Origin of the sequence: Amycolatopsis nalaikhensis (genome assembly GCF_030264295.1) — a bacterium.
GTDB lineage: Bacteria > Actinomycetota > Actinomycetes > Mycobacteriales > Pseudonocardiaceae > Amycolatopsis > Amycolatopsis nalaikhensis.
In genome coordinates, this window is sequence record NZ_CP127173.1 from 2,670,119 (window position 1) to 2,692,589 (window position 22,471).

Consider the following 22,471-nt stretch of genomic DNA (forward strand, 5'->3'; position numbering starts at 1 on the left):
ACCTTAGTGCGAAGCGGGTGCCTCTGCGGTGCGCAGGAGGTGGTCGTAGACCAGCTCGTTGACCAGGCGGGAAACCGGGTCCTCGGCGAGCACGACGCGCTCGGTGCGGCCCTCGAGGTCGAGGTCGACGACGGCGTTCGGGTCGGCCGTCACGACGGCGAGGCCGTACGCGCGGGCCCGCGGGAGGCAGTTGCCGACGTAGTCCTCGGTGAGGACGGTCGGCGACGGGAGCACCATCGCGGCCTCGCCGTAGCGGGCGAACGGAACCGCGGAGGCCATCGCGGTGCGCCAGTGGCGCGCGACGGCCAGGACGCCGACGATCTCGGCGGCCGGGGCGGGGGCGGTTCCGGCCAGCTCCGGCCAGGTCCAGGTGTCGACGGTGGCGCGGTCGGCCACCGGGCCGGCACCCATCGCGATGCGTTCGGCGTGCACGTCGGTGCGGAGCTTGGCGACCACGCAGACCTTGCGGCCCAGGATCGTGATCTCAGGCAGGACTACGCCGTTCCAGCCCAGCTGGGCCGCGGCGGCGGTGGCGAGTTCGTCGACGCCCGCGGGGAGCTCGATCGGCGGCACCACGCGGCTCGGCATCGACCGGCTGCGCTTCGCGCCACCGGCGACCGTCGAGCGCTCGGTGTTCTGAGGTGTAGCCGCCACGAGTCCGCCTCCTTCAAACCTGCACTGCACCGTGACCGGGGAAAACCGGCACATGACTTGTCTAACAGCGCGGCGGCGCGGAGTCGCCGGGTAGTGCGAGTGGCTGCGATCGGCGGCGCCCAGCGGTCGATGACCGGTCGGTAGGCGGTCATCCGACTTCGGTCGAACGGTGCGGCCAACCGAGTGAGAGCGAGGTGAGTGGCATTACCGTCCGCCCGCGGCCGACTACCCGCGGCAGGATCGGATCCCTCGCCTCGACTAGCCCATTCGGCGCAACCCCGGGAAAATCCACAGTGGACGTGGGCCGCTGAGCTGCGGTTGTCCGCCGTCACCCACACGGCGGTGAGCTACGCCGCAGCGGTGACGCGGCCCCGCGACTAAAGTTACCGATCAGTCACTTAGTCGTCGCCGTGGAGGACCTATGCGCTCCCCGAAGGACTTCTTCGCCCCGCTCGCCCTGGGCGCGCCCGCTCCCGTGCGGGAGATCCCGGTGACGCCGTCCCGGATGATCCACTTCTTCGACCCCGGCAACGAGAAGATGGCCGCGAAGGTGCCGGACATCGCGAAGAAGGTCGACGTCCTGCTCGGCAACCTCGAGGACGCCGTCCGGGCCGACCGCAAGGAGGCCGCGCGCGCCGGGCTCGTCGCGATCGCCAAGGCGAACGACTTCGGCAAGACGCAGCTGTGGACGCGCGTCAACAGCCTCGACTCGCCGTGGGTGCTCGACGACCTGATCACCCTGGTCACCGAGATCGGCGACAAGCTCGACGTGATCATGGTGCCGAAGGTCGAGGGCGCGCAGGACATCCACTACGTCGACCGGCTGCTGGCCCAGCTCGAAGCGCGCGCGGGCCTGACGAAGCCGTTGCTGGTGCACGCGATCCTCGAGACGGCGAGCGGTGTGGCCAATGTGGAGGAGATCGCCGGCGCGAGCCCGCGCATGCAGGGCATCTCGCTCGGCCCGGCCGACCTGGCCGCGAGCCGCCGGATGAAGACGACCCGCGTCGGCGGCGGCCACCCCGGCTACCTGGTGCGGACCGACCCGGTCGGCGACGACCTCACCGAAGGCCGGACGACCTATCAGCAGGACCTGTGGCACTACACGGTCGCGCGGATGGTCGACGCCTGCGCGATGCACGGGATCCTGCCGTACTACGGGCCGTTCGGGGACATCCGCGACGTCGTCGCGTGCGAGGACCAGTTCCGCAACGCGTTCCTGCTCGGCTGCGTCGGCGCGTGGAGCCTGCACCCGGTGCAGATCGACATCGCGAAGAAGGTGTTCTCGCCTTCGCCGTCCGATGTGGCCTGGGCGCGCCGGGTGATCGCCGAGATGGGCGACGGCACGGGCGCGGTGATGATCGACGGGAAGATGCAGGACGACGCGTCGGTGAAGCAGTGCCGCGTGGTCGCCGAACTGGCCGACGCCCTCGCGGCGGACGACCCCGAACTCGCGGCCGCCTACGACGCCGCCACCAAGGAGGCCCTCGGATGACCGAGCTGAAGCCGAGACGCTCTGTTCTCTACATGCCCGGCGCGAACGAACGCGCGTTGGAGAAGGCCAAGACCATCCCGGCGGACGCGCTGATCCTCGACCTCGAGGACGCCGTCGCTCCCGATGCGAAGGAAGCCGCGCGGGAACGCGTCTGCGCGGCTGCTTCTTCGGGCGACTACGGCTCGCGGGAAGTGACCATCCGGGTCAACGGCCTGGACACCGAGTGGCACGACGCCGACCTGCGCGCCGCGGCGTCGGCGGGCCCGGCCGCGGTGGTCGTGCCGAAGGTGAACTCGGCGGCCGAGGTGCACAACATCGAGCGCGCGCTCGAACTCGGCGGCGCCCCGGACCACACGAAGATCTGGGCGATGGTCGAGACGCCGGTCGCGATGCTGCACGCCGAGGAGATCGCGGCGGCGTCCGAGCGGCTGACCGTGCTGGTGATGGGCACGAACGACCTGGCCAAGGAACTGCACGCGGAGTTCGTCCCGGGCCGCGGGCCGCTGCTGGGCGGGCTTTCCCTGTGCCTGCTGGCCGCGCGCGCGACCGGCAAGGCGATCCTCGACGGCGTCTACAACGACGTGAAGGACCTCGAGGGCTTCGAGGCCGAGTGCGAGCAGGGACGGCAGTACGGCTTCGACGGGAAGACGCTGATCCACCCGGCGCAGGTCGAGCCGTGCAACCGGATCTTCGCGCCGTCCGAGGAAGAGATCGACCGCTCGCGGCGGATCATCGAGGCCTTCGAGGAAGCGCAGAAGGAAGGCCGCGGCGTGGTCACGGTGGACGGTCGCATGATCGAGAACCTGCACGTCGACAACGCGCGGCGCGTGCTGGCGCTGGCCGAAGCCGTCAAGGGCTGAGGTCACGTCGGCAGGTCGTCCGTCCACTCGGCACTGACCGCGTACGTGTCGCCGTTCGCGTTCGTGGCCGGTTTGCCGTCCGCGCCGAGGAACACCGATGAGCTGTCCACCTCGCCGGTCGCCGGGTCGACGACGAGACGGCCGCCGCCCGGGAGTTCGACCGTCCGGTCGTCGAGGGCGTGCACGCCCGGGTCCGCGGCGATCGCGCGGAACGCCGCGGCCCGGACCGCCGGGGGTGACGGCACGGTCGAGACCAGCGTGATCAGCGACTGGAGGACCGCGGTGCCCCGCTCACTTTCCGGCAGGGTTTTCAGGCCGTTCTCCAGCCAGTTCCGGAGTGCCGACGGCTCGGTCGGGAGCGCGAGGATCTGGCTGAGCGTGACTTCGGTGCCGGTCAAGCGATAGGGCCTCGGGCGCGGCGTCGGCTCGGCCTTGCCGTGGGTGTTCGCGCCGCGGTACCACTCCTGCCCGTCGGTGGTGGTCCAGTACTCCCAGGTCTCCTTGCCCACCTTCGTCGTCGAGTGCCAGTACTTGCCGGTGCCGACCTGGGCTCGCTCGGCGACCCTGGCGGCCGCGAGGAGGACCGCCGGGCCGGTTTCGGCTGGTGCCACGGCCCGCGGAGGCGGCGGCGCCGGAGTCGCGGGCAGGGTCGCCACCACGACGGCTGCCGCGGCCGCCACCAGACCGGCGCCGACGACGAACGGGCGCGCCCGACGCCGTCGGGCGCCGAGCATCCGGTTCTGGAGGCGGTGACGGCTGCGGTCGACGACGTCCTGGGCGGGTTCGTCCGGGAGCAGGGCCGTGCGCAGCGTCTCGAGGTCAGTCATCGGTGGCCTCCGGGGCGAGAACGGGAGCGAGTTTCTTGCGGGCGCGCGTCAGCCGGGAGCCGACCGTGCCCGGGGAGATGCCGAGCGCTTCGGCGACTTCCGCGTAGCCGAGGTCGGCGAGGGCGACCAGCAGCAGGACGTCACGCTCGCCCGAAGTGAGCCGGGCCAGCGCTTTCCCCAGCTGCCCGGCCACGACGACGCGGTTTTCGTGGCCATCGGCGGGCCGGGGCGGTTCGAGCCGGGAGAGCGCGCGGTAGTGGCGGGCTTCCTTGCGGCGGTGTCTTGACACCAGGTTCGTCGCGATGCCGAACAGCCAGGCGCGCAGCTCGCCGCGGGCGGGGTCGAACGTCTCGCGGCGGTCGAAGGCCACCAGGAACGTCTCGGCGGCGACGTCCTCGGCGACCTGCGCGCCGAGGCGGCCGGCGACGTAGCGGTAGATCTCGGCGAAGTGGCGGTCGTGCACCTCGGTGAACCGCTCGATGCCGTTCACCGGGGCTGCCTCGGTCATGGGTTCCCTTCCCGTCGGCGACAGCTTCACCACCACTTCGCCGGAGGAGCGGAACTTCTTCCCTATCCGATCGGCCAGGGGCGCTGCGGCCCGCGAAGGCGTTCGTACGCCGCGGCCGTCCGGAGGACGCCGACGTCGTCGAAGCGGCGGCCGGTGAGCTGGAGGCCGATCGGGCGGCCGTCGTCGGTGTACCCGCAGTTCAGCGACACCGACGGCTGGCCGGACATGTTGTACGGCACCGTGAACGCGATGTGCTCGAACGGCCGCGCCGGGTCGTTCGTCGGCGACGCCCACTCCGCCGGTGGGGCCGCGACCGGGCACGTCGGGGACAGCACGACGTCGAACGCCGAGGTCGCGCGCAAGGCCGCGACGCTGATCGCGTCGATCTGGGCGAAGCCGCGGTAAACGTCCACTCCGGACACGTCCGCGCCGCCCGCGGCCCAGTCCGCGATGTACGGCAGGACCTTCGCGCGCCGGTCGGCGGGCAACGCCGACATGTCCGACCAGGCTCGGGTGCGCCAGAAGACGTCCAGGCCGTTCAGCATTTCGCGGGTCAGGAACGGCCCGACCGGCTCGACCACCGCGCCCGCGCTCTCGAACACCCGCGCCGCCGCGGTGACGGCGTCGAGCGTCACCGGGTCGACCGGGAGGCCGGGGCCGGAGTCGAGGTGCAGGCCGACGCGCAAGCCGGTCAGCGAAGAATCCAAAGAAGACCACGGCAGGTCGACCGGGGGCAGGCTCAGGTGGTCACGCGCGTCGGGCCGCGAGAGCACGCTCATCAGCAACGCCGTGTCGGCAACCGTGCGCGTCATCGGCCCGGCGACGCGGCCGAGGAACGGCGGGTCGACCGGCACGCGGCCGAAGCTCGGCTTCAGCCCGACCAGGCCGCACCAGCCCGCGGGCAGCCGGATCGAGCCGCCGATGTCGGTGCCCACGTGCAGCGGCCCGTAGCCCGCCGCGGCCGCCGCGCCCGCGCCCGCGCTCGAGCCACCCGGGGTCGCCGACGGCTTCCAGGGGTTGCGGGCCGTCGTGTGGAAGCTCGAGAGGCCGGACGTCAGCATCCCGTAGTCCGGCATGGTCGTCTTGGCCAGCAGCACGCCGCCGGACTCGCGGACCCGCGCCGCCGCCGGGGCGTCCTCCGCGGCCGGGACCAGCGCGGTCGCCGCCGTGCCCAGTGGGACCGGCGTGCCGCGCGTGGCGATGTTCTCCTTCAGCGTCAGCGGGACGCCGTCGATCGGGCCCAGCGGTTCGCCGGACGCCCAGCGAGCTTCGGACGCCTTCGCGTCATCGAGAGCCCCCGAAGGGTCGTACGCGTACAACGCGTGCAACTCCGGCTCTCGCGCTTCGATGCGCGCCAACACCGCTTCGGTCACCTCGACCGGCGAGAGCGTCTTCGCGCGGTACTGCGCGACGAGGTCGACGGCGGTCAGGTCGGGTAGCTCGGTCAAAGCCCCTCCTCACTAAGCGGGCGGAAGAAAGCGGCCGTCGACGGCGGTCCAGCCGCCGTCCACCGCCAGCACGGAGCCGGTCACGAACGTCGAAGCGTCCGAAGCGAGGTACACGACGGCTCCGGCCAGCTCGTCCGGACGCGCCCACCGCCCCAACGCGCTCTTCATCGCGTACGCGTCGTACCACTCCGGGTTGGCCTTGATCTGCGCGGTCAACGGCGTTTCGACGACGCCGGGCGCGATCGCGTTGACCCGTACCCCGGCCGGGCCGAACTCCGCCGCGGCCGTGCGGAACAGCTGGACGAGCCCGGCTTTCGTGGCCGCGTACGGCCCTTGGCCCGGCTCGACGGTCGTGCCGCGGATCGACGAGAACCCGATGATGCTGCCGCGCCCGCGCGCGGCCATCCGGCCACCGAACGCCCGCACGACTTCGAAGGTCGCGCCCAGGTTGAGCGTGACGACGCGGTCGAACTCCTCGCGGGTGTAGTCGACCAGCCGCTTGCGCACGTTCATCGCGGCAGTGAGCACGACGACGTCGACGTCGCCCAGCTCCACCGCGGCGCGCTCGACGGCGTCGGGTTCCAGCAGGTCGATCTCGTACGGCTCCCCCACGCCCGCCTCGCGCGCGGCTTCGAGGTCGCGGTCCGCGCAGACCACGTCGGCGCCGTGCGCGGCCAAGGCTCGCGCGGCTTCGCGGCCGATGCCGCCCGCGCCGAGCACCACGGCGCGGCGGCCGTCCAGGCGGAACAGGTTCTCGTAGGTCACGGGCGCAGCACCGCCATCCTCGTCACGGTCAGCTCTTCGACGGCGAACCGCGGTCCTTCGCGGCCGATGCCGGAGTCCTTCACGCCGCCGTAGGGCATGGTGTCCGAGCGGAAGCCGGGCACCTCGTTGACGACGACGCCGCCGACTTCGAGTTCGTCGAGCGCGCGGAACGCCGTGTTCAGCGACCGGCTGTAGACGCTGGCGTGGAGCCCGTAGCGGGACGCGTTGACCGCGGCGAACGCTTCGTCCACATCGGACACTGTGCGCACGCAGACGACCGGACCGAAGATCTCCTCGTCCCAGGCCTCGACGCCGTCCGGGACGTCGAGGAGGACCGTCGGCCGCAGCACGGTGCCCTCGACACCGCCGCCGACCCGGCGAGCGCCGGACTTCTCGATCCACGCGGCGACGCGCTCGGTGGAGGCGGGGTCGATCAGCGCGGACACCCGTGTCTTCTCGTCACGCGGATCGCCGACGACGACCTCGTCGAGCCGGGCCAGCAGCCGTTCGGTGAACTCCTCGGCCACCGATGCGACGACCAGCACCCGCTGCACCGAGATGCACGCCTGCCCGGACGCGTAGAAGCCGCCGCGCAGCACGGCGTCCACGGCCGCTTCGAGATCAGCGTCGTCGGCGACGACGAGCGCCGCGTTCGAACCCAGCTCCAGCAACGTCTTCGTCGGGGCCGCGTCCCGCGCGATGCGGTGGCCGACCGCGGCCGAGCCGGTGAAGGACACCGCGCCGATCCGGCGGTCGGTCGTCAGGGCCGCGCCGACCGCGGCGTCGCCGGTGACCAGCTGGACCATGGCGGGAACCGGCGCGAGCGACCGGACGAGGTGGACCAGCCAGAGCGTGGCCAACGGCGTCTGCGGCGCGGGCTTCACGATCACCGGGCAGCCCGCGGCGATGGCGGGCGCGATCTTGTGCGACGCCAGCAGCAGCGGGTAGTTGAAGCCCGCGATGCCGACGACGACGCCGATCGGCTTCCGCTTCCAGAACCCGACCAGGCCGTCACCCGAGGGGAGCAAGTCCAGCGGCACGGTCTCGCCGTGCAGCCGCGACACCTCTTCGGCGGCAGCTTCCCACGTGACGATCGTGCGCGCGACCTCGACGCGACAGTCGACGAGCGGCTTGCCGGTCTCCAGCACGAGCAGGTCTTCGAATTCGGAGCGCCGAGCCGACAGAGCGGCGGCGACGTCTTTCAACAAGGCACGACGAGTCCGCGAAGGCAGCGAAGCCACTTCGCGCGCGACGGCGACAGCTTCGTCCACAGCGCGCGTAGCCAGCTCGGGAGTCCCGATCGGCGCGGTGCCGATGACACTCCCGTCGTAGGGGAAAACGATTTCCGCGACATCCACAGTGGACACCCAGCCCGCGCCGACCGGCAGGCCGTCCGGGTACTCAGCCATCGTCACCTCCGCTCAACCGGGCCAGCTCCGCGCGCAGGTTGGGTGCGGCGGCCAGCAGTTCCCGGGTGTACTCGTGCCGCGGCGCGTCGTAGACCTGATCGACGTCGCCGAGCTCGACGATCTCGCCGCGGCGCATCACCGCGACGCGGTCGCAGACGTGCCGGACGACGCCGAGGTCGTGCGACACGAAGATCAGGGTCAGCGCGAACTGGTCCACCAAGGACGCGAGCAGGTCGAGGATCTGCCCTCGGACGGAGACGTCGAGGGCGCTGACCGGCTCGTCGGCGATGAGGACGCTCGGGTTCGGCGCGAGCGCGCGGGCGATCGAGATCCGCTGGCGCTGGCCGCCGGAGAACTGGTGCGGGTAGCGCTGCGCGGCGTCGGACGGCAGGCCGACGGCGGCGAGCAGCTCGGCGACGCGGTCCGGCTCGCGGCGGCCGAGCGGCTCGGACACGATGTCGAGCACGCGCATCCGCGGGTCGAGCGAGCCCATCGGGTCCTGGAAGACGATCTGCAGCTCCGAGCGCAGGAACCCCAGCTTGCGTTCGGGCAGGTTGTCGATACGTCGACCCTGGAACGACACGGTGCCCGCGGTCGGCTTGTCGAGCGCGGCCAGCAGCCGGACCAGCGTCGACTTGCCCGAGCCGGACTCGCCGACGATGCCGAACCGCTGCCCCGCTTCGACGTCGAAGCTGACGCCGCGCAGGGCGTGGACGTCCCGGCGGGCGTAGCGGCGTTCGAGTTCTCGGACTTCGATGATCATCGCCGGGCCTCCAGGTCCGAGGCGGCCAGGAGCTTCCGCGTGTAGTCGTGCGAAGGCGACGTCAGCACTTCACGCGTCGGGCCCGCTTCGACGATCTCGCCGTCGAGCATCACCAGCACGCGCTCGCACACCGAAGCGACCACCGCGAGGTCGTGCGTGATGAACAGGAGGGCACTTTCACGTGAAAGTGCCGTCTTGATGAGCGAGAGGATCTGGGCTTGGACCGTGACGTCGAGGGCCGTGGTCGGCTCGTCGCAGATCAGCAGCGATGGCTCGTTCGCCAAGGCCATCGCGAGGACCACGCGCTGGCGTTGTCCGCCCGACAGCTGGTGCGGGTACGCGCGGGCCGTGCCCGCCAGCCCGACGGAAGCGAGCAGGTCCTCGGCGCGGTGGCGGCGGCCGTGGATCCGGCCGGGCTCGGTGACCTGGCGGCCGACGCGCATGGCCGGGTTCAACGCCGTCATCGGCTCCTGGAACACCATCGCCAGCTCGTCGCCGCGCAGCTGGGAGAGGTACTTTTCGGACATTCCGAGCAGTTCGCGGTCACCCAGCCGGATCGAACCGGACGCGCGGAGTTCTTCCGGCAGCAGGCCCATGATCGACAGTGCCGTCAGCGACTTGCCGGACCCGGACTCGCCGATCAGGCCGACGCGCTCGCCGGGCCCGATGTCGAAGGAGACGTCGCGGACCAGGGACGAAACGCTGAGGCCACGCACCGAGAGCGTCATACGCGGGCCGCCAATCGTGGGTCGAGGCGGTCGCGCAGGCCGTCGCCGAGAAGGTTGAACCCCAGCACGGCCACGGCGATCGCGATGCCCGGCACCAACGCCAGCCGCGGGTGCACGGTCAGCAGCTCCTGGGACTCCTGCAGCATCCGGCCCCACGACGGCGTCGGCGGCCGCGTGCCGAAGCCGAGGAACGACAACGCCGCTTCGGCCAGCACGGCGATCGCGAACGACACCGACGCCTGCACGATCAGCAGGCCGGAGATGTTCGGCAGCACGTGCCGCACGGCGATGGTCAGCCGCGACCGGCCGCCGGCGCGCGCGGCGAGCACGAACTCCGTGCTCATCACCTGCAGCGTCCCGGAGCGGGCGATCCGCGCGAACGACGGGATGGTGGCGATGCCGATCGCGACCATCGCGGTGAGCGTGTCGGCGCCGAACACCGCGCCGAACATGATCGCCAGCAGCAGCGCGGGGAACGCGAGCACGAGGTCGTTGACCCGCATGACGAACTCGCCGAGCCAGCGCGGCGACATCCCGGCGAGGATGCCGAGCGGCGTGCCGATCACCGCGGCGATCCCGACCGCGACGACACCGACGTACAGCGTGGTCCGCGCGCCGACCATGATCTGGCTGAGCACGTCCCGGCCGAACTTGTCGGTGCCGAACCAGTGGGACGCGCCGAAGCCGAGCAGCCGGTGCGTCGCGTCGACCTTCACCGGGTCGAACGGCGTCCACAGGAACGACAGCAGCGCGGCCACCACGACCAGGCCGACGAGCACCCCGCCCAGGACGAGATTGCGCATCACGAACCTCGCAATCGCGGGTCGAGCACGGTGTAGAGGACGTCGACGACGAAGTTGACCAGCAGCACGCCGACCACCAGCACGAGCACGATGCCCTGCACGGTCAGCAGATCGCGGGACCCGACGGCGTCGAGCAGCATCGAGCCCAGCCCCGGCAGCACGAACACGCGCTCGACGACGACCGCGCCGATCAGCAGCGTCGCCAGCTGCAGCCCGAGCACGGTGACCACCGGGACCGACGCGTTGCGCAAGCCGTGGCGCACCAACGCCTGCCCAGGACGCAAGCCTTTCGACCGCGCGGTGCGCAGGTAGTCCTGGCCGAGCGTGTCCAGCACCGCCGAACGCACATATCGCGTGAGCACCGCGCCCTGCACCAGGCCGAGCGACAGCGCGGGCAGGACGAGCCCGCGGAAGAACTCGCCGAAGTCCTGGTCGGGTGGCGTCCACCCGCCCGACGGCAGCCAGCGCAGCTGCACCGCGAAGATCTGCACCAGGATGATCCCAGCGAGGAACGCGGGGATCGCGACACCGATCTGCGACAGCCCGGAAACGCCCGCGCCGGACGCCTTCCGGTGCTTCACCGCGGCGAACGTGCCGGCGGGGATCGCGATCACCAGCGCCACCAGCATTCCCGCCCCGACCAGCCAGAGCGTGACGCCGAGGCGGTCGAGCAGCTGCGGGCCGATCGCTTCGCGCGTGACGTACGAGCGGCCGAAGTCGCCGTGCAGCACGCCGCCGATCCAGTCGAAGTACTGCGTGACGAGCGGACGGTCGATGCCGAACTCCGCGCGCGTCTTCGCGAGCAGCTCCGGCGTCGCGTTGACGCCGAGCGCGACCTGCGCCGGATCGCCCGGCAGCACGGCCATGAACAGGAACACCACGATCGACGCGACCAGCACGCTGACCACGAAGATCGCCACCCGGCGCAGCACCTTGGCGGTCATCGTGGCGCCAGCCCGGTGAGGTCGAAGGACTCGCTGACCTGGTTCTGCACGAACCCGCCGACTTTCGCCTTCGCGACGATCACGTTGGGGAACAGGAAGAGCCAGTCCGCGGCGGCGTCGGTGTTGAGCTGCCGCGCCACCTGCTTCATGTCGGCGACCTGCTGCTCCGGCGTCCCGCTGTCGGCCTCGGCGAGCAGCTGCTGGACGCGCTTGCTGTCGTAACCCCAGTAGTACTTGGGTTTCCCGAACGTCGTGATGTCGCGGGCTTCGACGTGCTGGATGATCGACAGGTCGTAGTCGTGGTCGGTGAACACCTGCTTCAGCCACACCGCCGGGAAGTCGAGGGGCTCGATCGTGGTCCGCACGCCGATGTCGGCCAGTTGCGACTGCACGACCTGCGCGGCCGACACCGCGTACGGCAGGTTCGGGATCCGCATCCGCAGGTTCAGGTTCGTCGCCCCCGCCTCCGTCAGCAACGCCTTCGCCTTGGCCGGGTCGAACGGGTAGACGTTCGAAAGGTCCTCGTACCAGGGATCGGTCGGCGGAACCATGCTGCCGATCAGCGTGCCGCGCCCCGCCCACGCCGTGTCCAGCAACGCCTTCCGGTCGATCGCGTACATCATCGCCTGCCGCACGCGCACGTCGTTGAACGGCGGCCGCGCGTTGTTCATGGCGAGGGTGACCTCGCTGTTCGACGTGCCTTGGATGACTTGGAACCGGTCGTCGGCCTGGAACTGCGGGATCGAGTCCGGCGCGGTGATCGCCGAGATGACGTCGATCCCGTTGCTGGACAACGCGTTGTTCAACGCGGTCGGGTCCTTGATGTACTTGAGGACGACCGTCGTGTACGCCGGTTTCCGGCCCCAGTACGCGGGATTCGCCTTGAGCACCACGGAGTCGCCGCGTTTGCGCGCCGCCACGACGTACGGCCCGGTGCCGATCGGCTTGTTCGCCAGATCGGCGACGCCGGTCGGGCTGAACATCGCGCCGAGACGGCTGGTCAGGCTGAACAGCCAGCCGTTCGACGGCTTCGACAGCACGACCCGAGCGTGGTCCGGCGCCACGACGTCGACGTGGTCGACGACGTCCATCGTGGACTTGATCGAGATCGTCCAGTCGGTTTTGACGCGCATCAGCGAGAACTTGACGTCCTCGGCGGTGAAGGGCGCGCCGTTGCTGAACTTCACGCCGTCGCGGAGCTTGAAGTCGTAGGTCTTGCGGTCCGGGCTGATCGTCCACGACTGCGCGAGCAGCGGCACGACCCGGCCCTGCGCGTCGAGCCGCACCAGGCCTTCGTAGACGTTGTAGAGCAGCGCCTGCGGGATCGCGGCGCCGTCGGTCTTGGTGAAGTCGAAGTTCGCGGGCTCCGCCGTGAAGCCGACGGAAAGCGTGTCCGGACCAGCGGAAACGCTGGCCGACGAGCCGGCCGAACACCCCGTGATCGCGAGCAGCAGCGCCGCCGCCAACGCGGGAATCCGGGCTTTCATCCAGCCTCCAGGTAAGTACACTGGTCTGACCAGTAGCCTGACATTGCGGGGACGAGAAGGTCAAGGGATGCGGTTCGAACCGGTGGCTCCGGTCCGCGCGTACGAGCGGGTCGTCGAGCAGATCGAGCACGCCGTGATCAGCGGCGAGCTCAAGCCGGGCGAACGCCTGCCCAGCGAGCGCGAGCTGATGACGCAGTTCGGCGTCGGCCGCTCGACCATCCGGGAAGCCCTGCGCGTGCTGCAGGCCGCCGAAATGATCCGGTCGCGCCCCGGCGACCCGCGCGGGCCCGAGGTACTGGCCGCGTCGCCCGCCGCGTTGCACCGGTCCATGCACCGGCTCGCCCGGGCGAACCACGTCGGGCTCGCCGAGCTCCTGCAGTTCCGGATGATCCTCGACGGCTCGGCGCACCTGCTGGCCGCGCAGCTGCGCACCGACGACGATCTGACCGGCCTCGACGCGGCATTGGAGTCGATGCGCGAAGGCGTTTCGCACGGTTACGCCGAGTTCAGCCGCGCGGACGTCGCTTTCCACGAAGTGATCGCGCGCATCTCGCGCAATCCGCTGCTGGTGGTCAGCGAAGAAGTCGTGCGCGGGGTGGTGCTGGAACTGATCGAGGACAAGCTCGAGCACGCGAGCAACCGGACTTCGTTGATGCGCGCGTGGCTCGCGCACCACGCCGAAGTGCTCGACGCGATCCGCGCGGCCGACGGCACCGGCGCGGCCCAGCTGGCCAAACAGGCGCTGTACGACAACTACGCCGAATACGTCCCCGCCGAGCGACGAGCGCTCCTCACCCCGTTGCTGCGGCCGTAAACTCGGCCGGGTGGAAGCGGCGGAACGGGACGGCGTCGGGCTCGCGCTCTCGGGCGGCGGCTACCGCGCGATGCTCTTCCACGCCGGCGCGCTCTGGCGGCTCAACGAATTGGGCTGGCTGCCGAAACTCACCACCGTCTCCAGCGTTTCCGGCGGTTCGATCGCCGCGGGAGTGCTCGCGCACGCGTGGCACAAGCTGTACTTCGGCGACGACGGCGTCGCGGAGAACTTCGGCAAGGAAATCGTGCAGCCGCTGCGGAAACTGGCCCGCACGCACCTCGACGTCCCGGTGACGCTCAAGGCGATGGTCATCCCCGGCCGCAGCGCGGGCGAAGAGCTCGCGCGCCGCTACGCGAAGCACCTCTTCGGCGACTGCTGCCTCGCCGACCTCGACCCGGCCGGGCCGAACTTCGTGTTCACCGCGACCAGCCTGCAGGACGGCTCGCTGTGGTGGTTCTTCCGGCAGCCCGGCCCGCACGGGCGGGTGCCGCTCGCGACGGCGGTGGCCGCGTCTTCGGCGTTCCCGCCGATGCTCTCGCCGGTCGTCATCCCGGACCCGCACGAACCGACGCGCAAGATCGTGCTCAGCGACGCGGGCGTGTACGACAACCTCGGCCTCGACCCGATCGAGAACCAGCGCGCGGTCGTGCTGGTCAGCGACGCGGGCAAGAAGATGCGACACGAGACGAACCCGCGGCACAACTGGCCGATGCAGATGTTCCGCGTGCTGACCGTGATGGACAACCAGGTCCGCGAGCTGCGCACCGGTTCGCTGCTGAAGGCGTACCAGGACAAGCAGTTCGGCGGCGCGTACTGGGCGACCTACAGCGACATCGAGAACTTCGAACTGCCGGACGCCTTGCCCGCGCCCGCCGCGCTGACCCGGCGGCTGGCCGAGACGAAGACGCGGCTGACGAAGCTGCCGGAGCGGGTGCAGGACCAGCTGATCAACTGGGGTTACGCGGCTTGCGACGCCGGGCTGCGGCGCTGGGTCGATCCTGCTGCCGCCGCGCCGAAATCCTTTCCTTACCCGGGATCAGGCGTCGGCTAGGTTCGCGTAGACGACGATGTTGTCCTGGTAGCTGTGCTCGGCGTGGTCGAACGCGCCACCGCAGGTGATCAGCCGCAGCTCAGGCTTGTCGCTGTTCCCGTAGACGGCTTCGCGCGGGAACGTGTCCTTCGGGACCTGCGTGACGCGGTCGACGACGAACTTCAGCTTCCGGCCGTCGCTGCGGTCGATGTCGACTTCGTCGCCGGGCACGAGGTCCTTGAGCTTGTAGAAGATGCCGGGCTTCTTGTCGCCGTCGACGTGCCCGAGCACGATCGCCGGGCCGACGTCACCGGGCACCGGCGAGAGCTTGTACCAAGCGGCCTGCATCGGCGTGTGCACCGACGGGACGGAGATCGAGCCGTCGGTCTTGACCGCGACCGCGAGGAGGCTGGACTCCGCGCCGATCTTCGGGATCTTCACCGACGTCGGCCGCAGGCCCTTGAACGGCACGCTGACCGGCACCGAAGACGGCACGGGCTTGGCGGGCGGGGCGGCCTGCGGTTCGGCGGTGGCGCAGCCGGCCAGCACGAGGGCGAGCGCGGCGACGACCGCGCCCACCCGGCGGGCGGTCATCCGGCGGTACCGCCGAAGCCGGTCTCGACCCCGCCCCGCGGCGCGACCTTGACCTGGGCCTTCGGGGCGTTGTTACCGGCGGGGGCCGACGTCGCGGTGGTCAGTGGGGCGGTGCTCGACGCGGCACTCGTGCTGGTCGGCGTGCTGCTCGACGACGTCGGCGGCTGCTCCTGCTCGAAGTCGATGAGCCCGATGTGCTCGACGCCGTCGCAGAAGAAGGCGAAGCGGCCGGTCGCCTCGGTCGGCGGCGTCACGACGCTGACCGTGTAGTTCCAGTACCGGCCGTCGGACTCGTCCTGGTCCGGGCCCGCCGTCACGCTGAGGTTCTGGGTGTAGACGTCGCCGACCTTGCCCGACGCGCACGCGACGACCAGGACGCCTTCACCGCCGAGCCCGACGAAGCCGTGCCCGACGGCGTCCACGTAGTCGTCCTTCGGCGGTTCGCTGTCGTCGGCGGCCGTCGTGGTCGATTCCGGGCTGTCGGTCGTCTTGAGGTCCCGGTTCTGCGGGGCCGGGGCCGGGGTGCTGGTGCCGGTGGTCGTGACCGGAGTGGACGGAGTCGTGGTCTCCGAAGCCGGTGCTTCCGACGTGGTCGTGGTCGTCGTGGTGGTTTCGGACGTGCTGGTCTCGGTCGACGACGGCGCCGTGGTCGGGTCCGTCTGGGCCAACGCGGCGGGTGTGGCGGCGAAGGTGGCCAGCGCACCCGCGAAAACGACCCCGGCGACCCGGCTCAGCGCTCTACCCACGACGAACTCCCTACGGCGGTGACCTGCGATGGCCGGACTATCGAGGTGTCACCCGTCCGCGTTACTCCCCTAGCGCGGATGCCAGGTCACGCCACAGGTCCTCGGGGTCCTCGAGCCCGACGCTGAACCGGACCAGGCCCGGCGGGACGCGCTCTTCGCCCGCCAGCCACGCCCGCCGCTCGACCAGGCTCTCGACACCGCCGAGGCTGGTCGCCGACACGATGAGCCGGACCGACGCGCAGAACCGGTCGGCCGTCTCGGCGTCGGCCAGGTCGAAGGCGACCATCATGCCGAAGCCGGGGTACCGGACGCGGGTCACCGCGGGGTGCTCGCGCAGGCGCTCGACCAGCAGCGCGGCGGTGCGGGACTGCTCGGCCAGCCGCACCGGCATGGTCCGCAGGCCGCGCAGCGCGAGCCACGCCTCGAGCGCGCCGGGCGTCGAGCCGACGCGGGTCCGCGCGCCGCGCAGCTCCTCCGCGACGGCCGGGTCCTTGGCGATCGTGACGCCGAGCAGCAGGTCGCTGTGCCCGCCGATCAGCTTGGTCGCGCTGTGCACGACGACGTCGGCGCCGAGCTCGAGCGGCCGCTGCTGCAACGGCGTCGCGAAGGTGTTGTCGACGACGACCCGGCCGCGCGCGGCGGCGGCGATGGTCTCGATGTCCATCACGTCGAGCGTCGGGTTGGTCGGCGACTCCAGCCAGACCAGATCCGACGTCGCGGCTTCGGCGACCCAGGCCGCGGTGTCGGTCGGCTCGAGCTCGGTGACGGCGAGCTTGCCGAGCTTCTGCGCGTGGGCGAGTACCCCGCGTGTCACGGCGTAGCTGAACGTCGGCACGGCGACCCGCGACCCGACCGGCAGCAGGTCCAGCACGGCGGACAGGGTCGCTACGCCGGACGCGAACGCCGTCGCGTGCCCGCCTTCCAGCGCGCCGACGGCCTCTTCCAGCGCGTGCCAGGTGGGCGTCCCGTCTCCGCGCGCGTACACGAAATCGCCACCGGCCTGGTAGGTGCTGGTGGCGACGAGCGGCGTGTTCAGCGGCTCGCCGGGGCCGTGCGGCCGGCCGGTGGCGATGGCCTTCGTGCGGGGCGTCCAGTCGTCCATGCGCTCACGGTAACCCGCGGCCCGAAGGGGGTGGCCGGGCCGCCCGCGCGTCCACGGGCGGCCCGGCCGGGCTCAGTGCGCGTACACCTCGAACTCGTAGAGCGAGTAGCCGTACTTCGTGCCGCGCTGGACGCCCTGCAGCTTCACGAACCTCGCCGACGTCGGGGCGAAGGCGACGTTGTCCTGCCCGCCGTCGCCGTCGGTGACCGACGCCGCGTCCGTCCAGTGCACGGCGTCCGGCGAGAGCTGGATCCGGTAGCTCTTCCCGTACGCGGCTTCCCAGCTCAGCACCACCCGGCTGACCTGCTGCACCGAACCGAGGTCGACGGTGATCGCCTGGTCGTCGCTCCAGTCGCTGGCCCAGCGGGTCGAGGCGTTGCCGTCGATCGCGTTCGACGCCGGCGAGTTGTAGAAGCCGGTCTCGGCGCTGGTGGCGCTGACCGTCTTCCCCGCCGACAGGTTGGCGATGTTGTCGCCGCGGTGCGCGGCGTACTCGACGACCTGCTGGAACGTCGGGCGGTTCTGCCAGCTGATCTTGTCCTGCGTGATGCCGCCGAGCGGGTTGTGGATGATCGTGTCGGCGCACCACTGGTCACCCGCGGAGCAGTTCGCGTCACCGGGGTAGACGGTGTTCGCGGCCTGGCCCGCGGCGGTGGTCAGCGAGTCGACGAGCGCCTGGCGGCACGCGGTGACGTCGCCGCCGCCGCAGAACGTCTGGCCGAGCGGGCCCGCCACCGGCTGGCCGAGCACCTGCCGGATGTCCTTGCTGACGTAGCCCCACCAGCCGAACTGGAACGACGAACCCTTGTGCGGCTGGCCGGTGTGCTGCCCGTTGCCGTTCTGCCAGCCGGACGGGCTTTCGTTGATGCCCAGCACACCGGTCATCGCGGTGTAGGCGGCGTCACCCATGCCCGGCTTGAACTCGGCCTGGACGAGCAGCGGCCACCAGGCGTCGAAGATGCGGATCGCGTCGGCATCGGCGTACGCCTTGCTGCCCGGCGAAGTCTCCGTGCGCTGCTGCCCGTGCGAAAGCCACGTCTTGAGCTTCGCTTCGGCGTCCGCGGCCGCGCCGGTGGTCGGTGCCTTGTCGAGCACCTGCAGCAGCAGCGGCAGCACGCGCTCGGCACGCAGGTCGGCCAGCGCGGCCTCCTCCATGGCCTGGGTCAGGTTGACCCGGGTGACCTTGGTACCGCTGGAGATCAGCTTCTTCACGCGCGAGTCGAGCAGGTCGACGCGGTGCACGGCCGACTTGTCCGCGCCCGCGGCCGCGTAGCCGTTGGCCTGCGCGTTGTTCCAGCTGACGTAGTAGTCCTGGTTGATCGACTGCGGGTGCTGCGACGGCGGCGTGTAGGTCGCCTGGTTCCCGGCCGGGTTCCAGCCGGTCCAGTCGTGCCCCTGGTCGCCCCACACCGGCATGTTCGGGTCCACATCGGACTGCCGGGCGGGGTTCGCGCCCGAGTTGTAGTAGGCGATGTCCTTGGAGTCGGCGTAGAACCAGTTGAACGTGTAGTTGATGTCCTGCGCCGCCCGCTGGAAGTCCTGCGCGGACTTGACGAAGCCGGGGTCGTTCAGCTCCTGGAAGCCGATCAGCGAGTCGACCTCGTGGAAGTAGGTCGAGCGCAGGGCCGCGTACGCCACCGGCTTGCCGCCGACGGTAGCCCGGCTCTGCACCGGCCCGTACTTCGTCCGGTAGCTGCGCAACGTGTACGAGCCCGCCGCGGTGCCGTCGGCGACCGTGGGCTTCCAGGCGTTCTTGACCTCCACGGTGTCCATCGGGACGCACTGGCCCTGGTAGGTGTAGTAGTTCGAGTCCTTCGTCGGCGCGGCACCGCTCGGGTCGCACAGCTGCAGCGCGTAGGTGTCGATGATGTCCTGCGCCGACGTCGTCGCGCTCCACGAGTAGTCCTGGCCGCGGCCGAGCAGCACGTACATGCTCAGGCCCGCGAAGGCCGCGCCGCGCGCGCTGATGCCCGGCCCCTGCAGCTCCTGCAACAGCAGCAGCTGCGGGGCGAAGTACCCGGTCTGCGGGCCGAACACGGCGACCGGGTGGCCGCTGGCGGTCTTGGCGCCGGAGACGAGCAGCGCGTTGGACATGCCGTGCTTCTCGCTCAGCATGTTCGCCGGCAGCACGCCGTTCTCGAACATCCCTCGCGCGGGCTCCTGCTCGGCGGGCGCGGCGACGTCCACAGTGGACGGCGTTGCGGTCGAAGCCGAGCCGGTCTTGTCGAACACCAGCTGCTGCGGCGAAACCGAGCCCTTGTCCGGCATGGCGCGGCCGACCGCGTTCGCCGGCGTCTTGCCGTACGGGAAGGTCTGGCCGTCGTGCAGCGTCTTGGTCGTCTCGGGGTCGTCCTCCGAGCGCAGGCTCTGCCACACCTTCTCGCCCTGCACGACGCCGTACTTCTCCTGCATCGCGAGCTTCGCGATGGCGTTCTGCACCTCGCCGCCGCCGCCCGCGCCGAACTCGGCGCCGACCAGCGAGGCGAGTGCGACCAGGTCGGTCAGCTTGAACGGGTCGATCGTGCCGGCGTTGGTGATCGAGTCGATGTGCCCGGTCAGCACGTACTCGCCGGGGAAGTACCGGCCGCTGTGCGAGTCGGTGATGTACTTGTTGATGCCGTCGACGTAGGCCTGCGCGTCGGCGAGGCCCTGCGCGCCCCGCGGGCCGCTGCTCGCGACCTTGTCGATCTGCTGCTGCAGCTCGGCTTCGGTGTACGGCGCGTTCGAGAAGAACTGCTGCTCGAGTTCGCGGTTGGCTTCCGCGCCCCCGGCGAACGGGGTGACCTGCCCGCGCGCGGCGTGGCGCAGGACGTCCATCAGCCACAGCCGGTCCTGCGCGGCCGCGTACCCGGCGCCGAACTCGGTGCCGGCGCGGGTGGTGCCGGTGATGTGCGGGACACCGAGGGCCTTGTCCCGCACGATCGTCACGTCGGAACGCGGCTTCGTCGTGCTCGCGACCTGGTCGGCGGGGACGCCGAAGGAGGAGTCGTTGAAGTACTGGTTGATCGTGCTCGTCGTCAGCGACTTGTAGCCGCCGGCCAGCGAGGCGTACTTGCCCAGCTGGTCGGACGCGTGCGCCGGGCGGGTCCCGAGCACCTTGTGCGCCAGGATGTCGGCGAGGGTGGCGTTGCCGTTTTCGCCGGGCGGCAGGATGTCACCGCACTGCCCGCCGCAGTAGTCGTCGGGCGACACGGCCGCCTGCGCGGCCGGCGCGGTGGCGGCGACCTGGGTGAGCCCGGCCACGAGGGCCCCCAGTGCCGTCAGGGTCAGGGCGCGGATGCCTCGTCGCATGCCGGGCTCCCCTCCGTCCAGAAGAGTGACGAAGCGCACGCTACCGAGCAGTAGGACAAGTGTGAAGACTTTTCGCGTTTTTCCCTCCTTGGACGTAGTCCGTTCGGCGCAGCCGGTCACGCGTGGGTACGGTGGCCCCCATGACCTTGGAAAAGCCCCAGATCGACCGCCCGGACGGACCCCCGCCGGCCGAACTCGAGATCACCGACATCACGGTCGGTGACGGCGCGGAGGCCACGCCCGGCAAGGCCGTCACCGTGCACTACGTCGGCGTCTCGCACTCGACCGGCGAGGAGTTCGACGCGTCCTGGAACCGCGGCGAGCCGCTGCGGTTCGGCCTCGGCGCCGGCCAGGTCATCTCCGGCTGGGACCAGGGCGTCGCGGGCATGAAGATCGGCGGCCGCCGCAAGCTCGTCATCCCGCCGCACCTGGCCTACGGCGACCGCGGCGCGGGCGGCGTGATCAAGCCCGGTGAAACCCTGATCTTCGTCGTCGACCTGGTCGGCGTGAACTAGGTTGTCCGGCGGTGGCGGGAAGTCCGCCACCGCCGACCCGCACTGGGGGACTTCCGAATGCGCACTCGCGCTTTGCTTTCCACCGTTTTCTTCGCGCTCGCCGCGGCCGTGGTCACCGCCGCCCCGGCATCGGCCGTGGCCAACGGTTCCGACGTTCCACAAGGGACGTTCAAGTTCGCCGCGAAGCTGACCATGACCGACATCCCGCGCCCCGACGGCACGAAGTACAACAGCGCCTGCTCGGGTTCCCTGATCGCCAAGAAGTGGATCATCACGGCGGGCCACTGCTTCCACGACGCCGCCCGCAACCCGGTGTCCGGCCCGGTGCCGTACCCGACGTCGGTGCTGCTCGGCACGACGACCGTGGACCAGCCGGGGGTCACCCGCAACGTCGTGACGGTGTACCAGTCGCCGAGCAACGACATCGCGATCGCGCAGCTGGACAAGCCGGTCTTCGGCATCGAGCCGCTGACGCTGAACCGCCGGACCCCGGTCGTGGGCCAGAAGGTGACGCTCGCCGGCTGGGGCAGCCTCACCTCGGTCGACCCGACCCCGGGCACGAATCTCCAGCAGGGGCAGATGAAGGTCGCGACGGTCGACCCGCAGTACGTGGGGGTCAAGGGCTTCGCCCCGACGTCGACCACGAGCGCGTGCACGTACGACTCGGGCGCGCCGTACTTCGTGCCCTCCGGCAAGGGCGGCCGCATCGTCTCGGTCGAGAGCGACGGCCCGGACTGCCCCCACGACCAGGCCGAGACGACCGCGCGCGTGGACGTCGTCGCGGACTGGATCGCCGCGCACATCTCCTGACCCACCGGCCGGGCGTCACCCGGGTGACGCCCGGCCAGGGAATACCCCGCACGCGGCCGCGGCCATAGCCTCGAACGTCGATCATCCATCCGACGAAGGGGAAAGATGCGCCTGCGCGCCCTGCTCGCCGCCGCTGTCCTGACCATCACCACCGCCCCGGCCGCGCTGGCCGCACCAGCCGTCGCGCACGGCTCCGACGTCCCACCGGGGCAGTTCGGGTTCGTGGCGAAGCTCGCGATGACGAAGATCCCGCGCCCGGACGGCTCCACGTACGGCAGTTACTGCACCGGCACGCTGGTCGCGCCCGGCTGGGTCCTGACGACGGGCCACTGCTTCCACGACGCGCACCGCACCCGCGTGTCCGGCAAGGTGCCGTACCCGACGACGGTGACGCTCGGCCTGGTCGACGAGGCGACGGAATCGGGCGTGGCCCGCAAGGCGACCGAGGTCCTCCAGGCGAAGGAGAACGACGTCGCGCTGGTCCGCCTCGACACCCCGGTGAGCACGGTGACCCCGCTCGAGGTGAGCCGCGCGGTGCCGAAGGTGGGCCGCCAGCTGACCCTGGCGGGCTGGGGCAGCCTCACGGGCACCAACCCGGCCCCGGCGACCCGCATGCAGCAGGGCACGGTGACGGTCGCGAAGGTGGACCAGACCACCCTCGGCGTCCGCGGCGCGGCCCCGGAGATCACGACGAGCGCGTGCACGTACGACTCGGGAGCACCGTATTTCGCGGACGGCGAGCTGGTGGCGGTGGAGGCGACGGGGCCGGGCTGCCCCCACGCGGGCATCGAGACGACGAGCCGGGCGGACGTGATCGCCGACTGGATCGCCACCCACACGGCGTAACTTCGCCCAGGGCGAACAGCCTCGGGTGAGAAAGC

The 22,471-nt window shown here is 70.9% G+C and carries 22 protein-coding genes; 7 read left to right on the forward strand and 15 right to left on the reverse strand.

Annotated elements, in window-relative coordinates:
* Positions 1 to 3: 3 nt before the first annotated feature.
* Positions 4 to 654, reverse strand: coding sequence for a hypothetical protein (locus tag QP939_RS13230; RefSeq protein WP_285457042.1), 651 nt, complete (start codon positions 652 to 654; stop codon positions 4 to 6).
* Positions 655 to 1,075: 421 nt separating this feature from the next.
* Here QP939_RS13230 and QP939_RS13235 point away from each other — a divergent pair, with 421 nt between their 5' ends.
* Together QP939_RS13235 and QP939_RS13240 are read left to right on the forward strand one after the other, a co-directional pair.
* Entirely contained in the window at positions 1,076 to 2,146 is a 1,071-nt protein-coding gene (locus QP939_RS13235) for an HpcH/HpaI aldolase/citrate lyase family protein (RefSeq protein WP_093945709.1), read from the forward strand.
* Entirely contained in the window at positions 2,143 to 3,006 is an 864-nt protein-coding gene (locus QP939_RS13240; protein ID WP_285457043.1) for an HpcH/HpaI aldolase/citrate lyase family protein, read from the forward strand. Before QP939_RS13235 ends, QP939_RS13240 begins: the two co-directional genes overlap by 4 nt.
* 2 nt (positions 3,007 to 3,008) lie before the next feature.
* Here QP939_RS13240 and QP939_RS13245 read toward each other — a convergent pair whose 3' ends face one another.
* The 10 genes from QP939_RS13245 to QP939_RS13290 all read right to left on the reverse strand — a co-directional run bounded on the left by QP939_RS13245 (position 3,009) and on the right by QP939_RS13290 (position 12,688).
* Positions 3,009 to 3,833 carry a CU044_5270 family protein gene (locus tag QP939_RS13245; RefSeq protein ID WP_285457044.1) on the reverse strand — a complete coding sequence of 275 codons (825 nt, stop codon included), beginning with the start codon at positions 3,831 to 3,833 and terminating at the stop codon, positions 3,009 to 3,011.
* Complete coding sequence (locus QP939_RS13250) at positions 3,826 to 4,341, reverse strand: RNA polymerase sigma factor (RefSeq protein ID WP_285457045.1); 516 nt, start codon at positions 4,339 to 4,341, stop codon at positions 3,826 to 3,828. The genes QP939_RS13245 and QP939_RS13250 overlap by 8 nt, the downstream gene beginning before the upstream one ends.
* A gap of 62 nt (positions 4,342 to 4,403) precedes the next feature.
* Positions 4,404 to 5,789: an amidase gene (locus tag QP939_RS13255; protein ID WP_285457046.1), complete on the reverse strand. Its 1,386-nt coding sequence runs from the start codon at positions 5,787 to 5,789 to the stop codon at positions 4,404 to 4,406.
* Positions 5,790 to 5,801: 12 nt separating this feature from the next.
* Positions 5,802 to 6,554 carry an SDR family NAD(P)-dependent oxidoreductase gene (locus QP939_RS13260; protein ID WP_285457047.1) on the reverse strand — a complete coding sequence of 251 codons (753 nt, stop codon included), beginning with the start codon at positions 6,552 to 6,554 and terminating at the stop codon, positions 5,802 to 5,804.
* Positions 6,551 to 7,963, reverse strand: a complete 1,413-nt coding sequence (locus tag QP939_RS13265; protein WP_285457048.1) for an aldehyde dehydrogenase family protein — start codon at positions 7,961 to 7,963, stop codon at positions 6,551 to 6,553. The genes QP939_RS13260 and QP939_RS13265 overlap by 4 nt, the downstream gene beginning before the upstream one ends.
* Complete coding sequence (locus tag QP939_RS13270; RefSeq protein ID WP_285457049.1) at positions 7,956 to 8,726, reverse strand: ABC transporter ATP-binding protein; 771 nt, start codon at positions 8,724 to 8,726, stop codon at positions 7,956 to 7,958. Before QP939_RS13270 ends, QP939_RS13265 begins: the two co-directional genes overlap by 8 nt.
* Entirely contained in the window at positions 8,723 to 9,454 is a 732-nt protein-coding gene (locus QP939_RS13275; RefSeq protein ID WP_285457050.1) for an ABC transporter ATP-binding protein, read from the reverse strand. The genes QP939_RS13270 and QP939_RS13275 overlap by 4 nt, the downstream gene beginning before the upstream one ends.
* Complete coding sequence (locus tag QP939_RS13280; RefSeq protein ID WP_285457051.1) at positions 9,451 to 10,257, reverse strand: ABC transporter permease; 807 nt, start codon at positions 10,255 to 10,257, stop codon at positions 9,451 to 9,453. Before QP939_RS13280 ends, QP939_RS13275 begins: the two co-directional genes overlap by 4 nt.
* Positions 10,257 to 11,201 (reverse strand): ABC transporter permease, encoded by a 945-nt coding sequence (locus tag QP939_RS13285; RefSeq protein ID WP_285457052.1) that lies wholly within the window; start codon positions 11,199 to 11,201, stop codon positions 10,257 to 10,259. The genes QP939_RS13280 and QP939_RS13285 overlap by 1 nt, the downstream gene beginning before the upstream one ends.
* Complete coding sequence (locus QP939_RS13290) at positions 11,198 to 12,688, reverse strand: ABC transporter substrate-binding protein (protein ID WP_285457053.1); 1,491 nt, start codon at positions 12,686 to 12,688, stop codon at positions 11,198 to 11,200. Before QP939_RS13290 ends, QP939_RS13285 begins: the two co-directional genes overlap by 4 nt.
* Positions 12,689 to 12,755: 67 nt before the next feature.
* Between QP939_RS13290 and QP939_RS13295 the strand changes: the two genes are divergently transcribed.
* Positions 12,756 to 13,502 carry a FadR/GntR family transcriptional regulator gene (locus tag QP939_RS13295; protein ID WP_285457054.1) on the forward strand — a complete coding sequence of 249 codons (747 nt, stop codon included), beginning with the start codon at positions 12,756 to 12,758 and terminating at the stop codon, positions 13,500 to 13,502.
* Positions 13,503 to 13,512: 10 nt separating this feature from the next.
* A complete protein-coding gene (locus tag QP939_RS13300; protein ID WP_285457055.1) occupies positions 13,513 to 14,553 on the forward strand; it encodes a patatin-like phospholipase family protein in 1,041 nt (346 codons plus the stop codon).
* Here QP939_RS13300 and QP939_RS13305 read toward each other — a convergent pair.
* The 4 genes from QP939_RS13305 to QP939_RS13320 form a co-directional block, all read right to left on the reverse strand.
* Positions 14,539 to 15,126 (reverse strand): class F sortase, encoded by a 588-nt coding sequence (locus QP939_RS13305; RefSeq protein WP_285457056.1) that lies wholly within the window; start codon positions 15,124 to 15,126, stop codon positions 14,539 to 14,541. The genes QP939_RS13300 and QP939_RS13305 overlap by 15 nt on opposite strands.
* Complete coding sequence (locus QP939_RS13310; RefSeq protein ID WP_285457057.1) at positions 15,123 to 15,872, reverse strand: hypothetical protein; 750 nt, start codon at positions 15,870 to 15,872, stop codon at positions 15,123 to 15,125. Before QP939_RS13310 ends, QP939_RS13305 begins: the two co-directional genes overlap by 4 nt.
* Positions 15,873 to 15,933: 61 nt before the next feature.
* A complete protein-coding gene (locus tag QP939_RS13315; protein WP_285457058.1) occupies positions 15,934 to 16,974 on the reverse strand; it encodes a trans-sulfuration enzyme family protein in 1,041 nt (346 codons plus the stop codon).
* A gap of 72 nt (positions 16,975 to 17,046) precedes the next feature.
* A complete protein-coding gene (locus QP939_RS13320; RefSeq protein ID WP_285457059.1) occupies positions 17,047 to 20,265 on the reverse strand; it encodes a penicillin acylase family protein in 3,219 nt (1,072 codons plus the stop codon).
* Positions 20,266 to 20,405: 140 nt separating this feature from the next.
* Here QP939_RS13320 and QP939_RS13325 point away from each other — a divergent pair, with 140 nt between their 5' ends.
* From QP939_RS13325 to QP939_RS13335, 3 genes are all read left to right on the forward strand, one after another.
* Positions 20,406 to 20,780, forward strand: a complete 375-nt coding sequence (locus tag QP939_RS13325; protein WP_285457060.1) for an FKBP-type peptidyl-prolyl cis-trans isomerase — start codon at positions 20,406 to 20,408, stop codon at positions 20,778 to 20,780.
* A 57-nt stretch (positions 20,781 to 20,837) separates the two neighbouring features.
* Entirely contained in the window at positions 20,838 to 21,590 is a 753-nt protein-coding gene (locus QP939_RS13330) for a S1 family peptidase (RefSeq protein ID WP_285457061.1), read from the forward strand.
* Positions 21,591 to 21,695: 105 nt separating this feature from the next.
* Positions 21,696 to 22,436 carry a S1 family peptidase gene (locus QP939_RS13335; protein ID WP_285457062.1) on the forward strand — a complete coding sequence of 247 codons (741 nt, stop codon included), beginning with the start codon at positions 21,696 to 21,698 and terminating at the stop codon, positions 22,434 to 22,436.
* Positions 22,437 to 22,471: the final 35 nt, after the last annotated feature.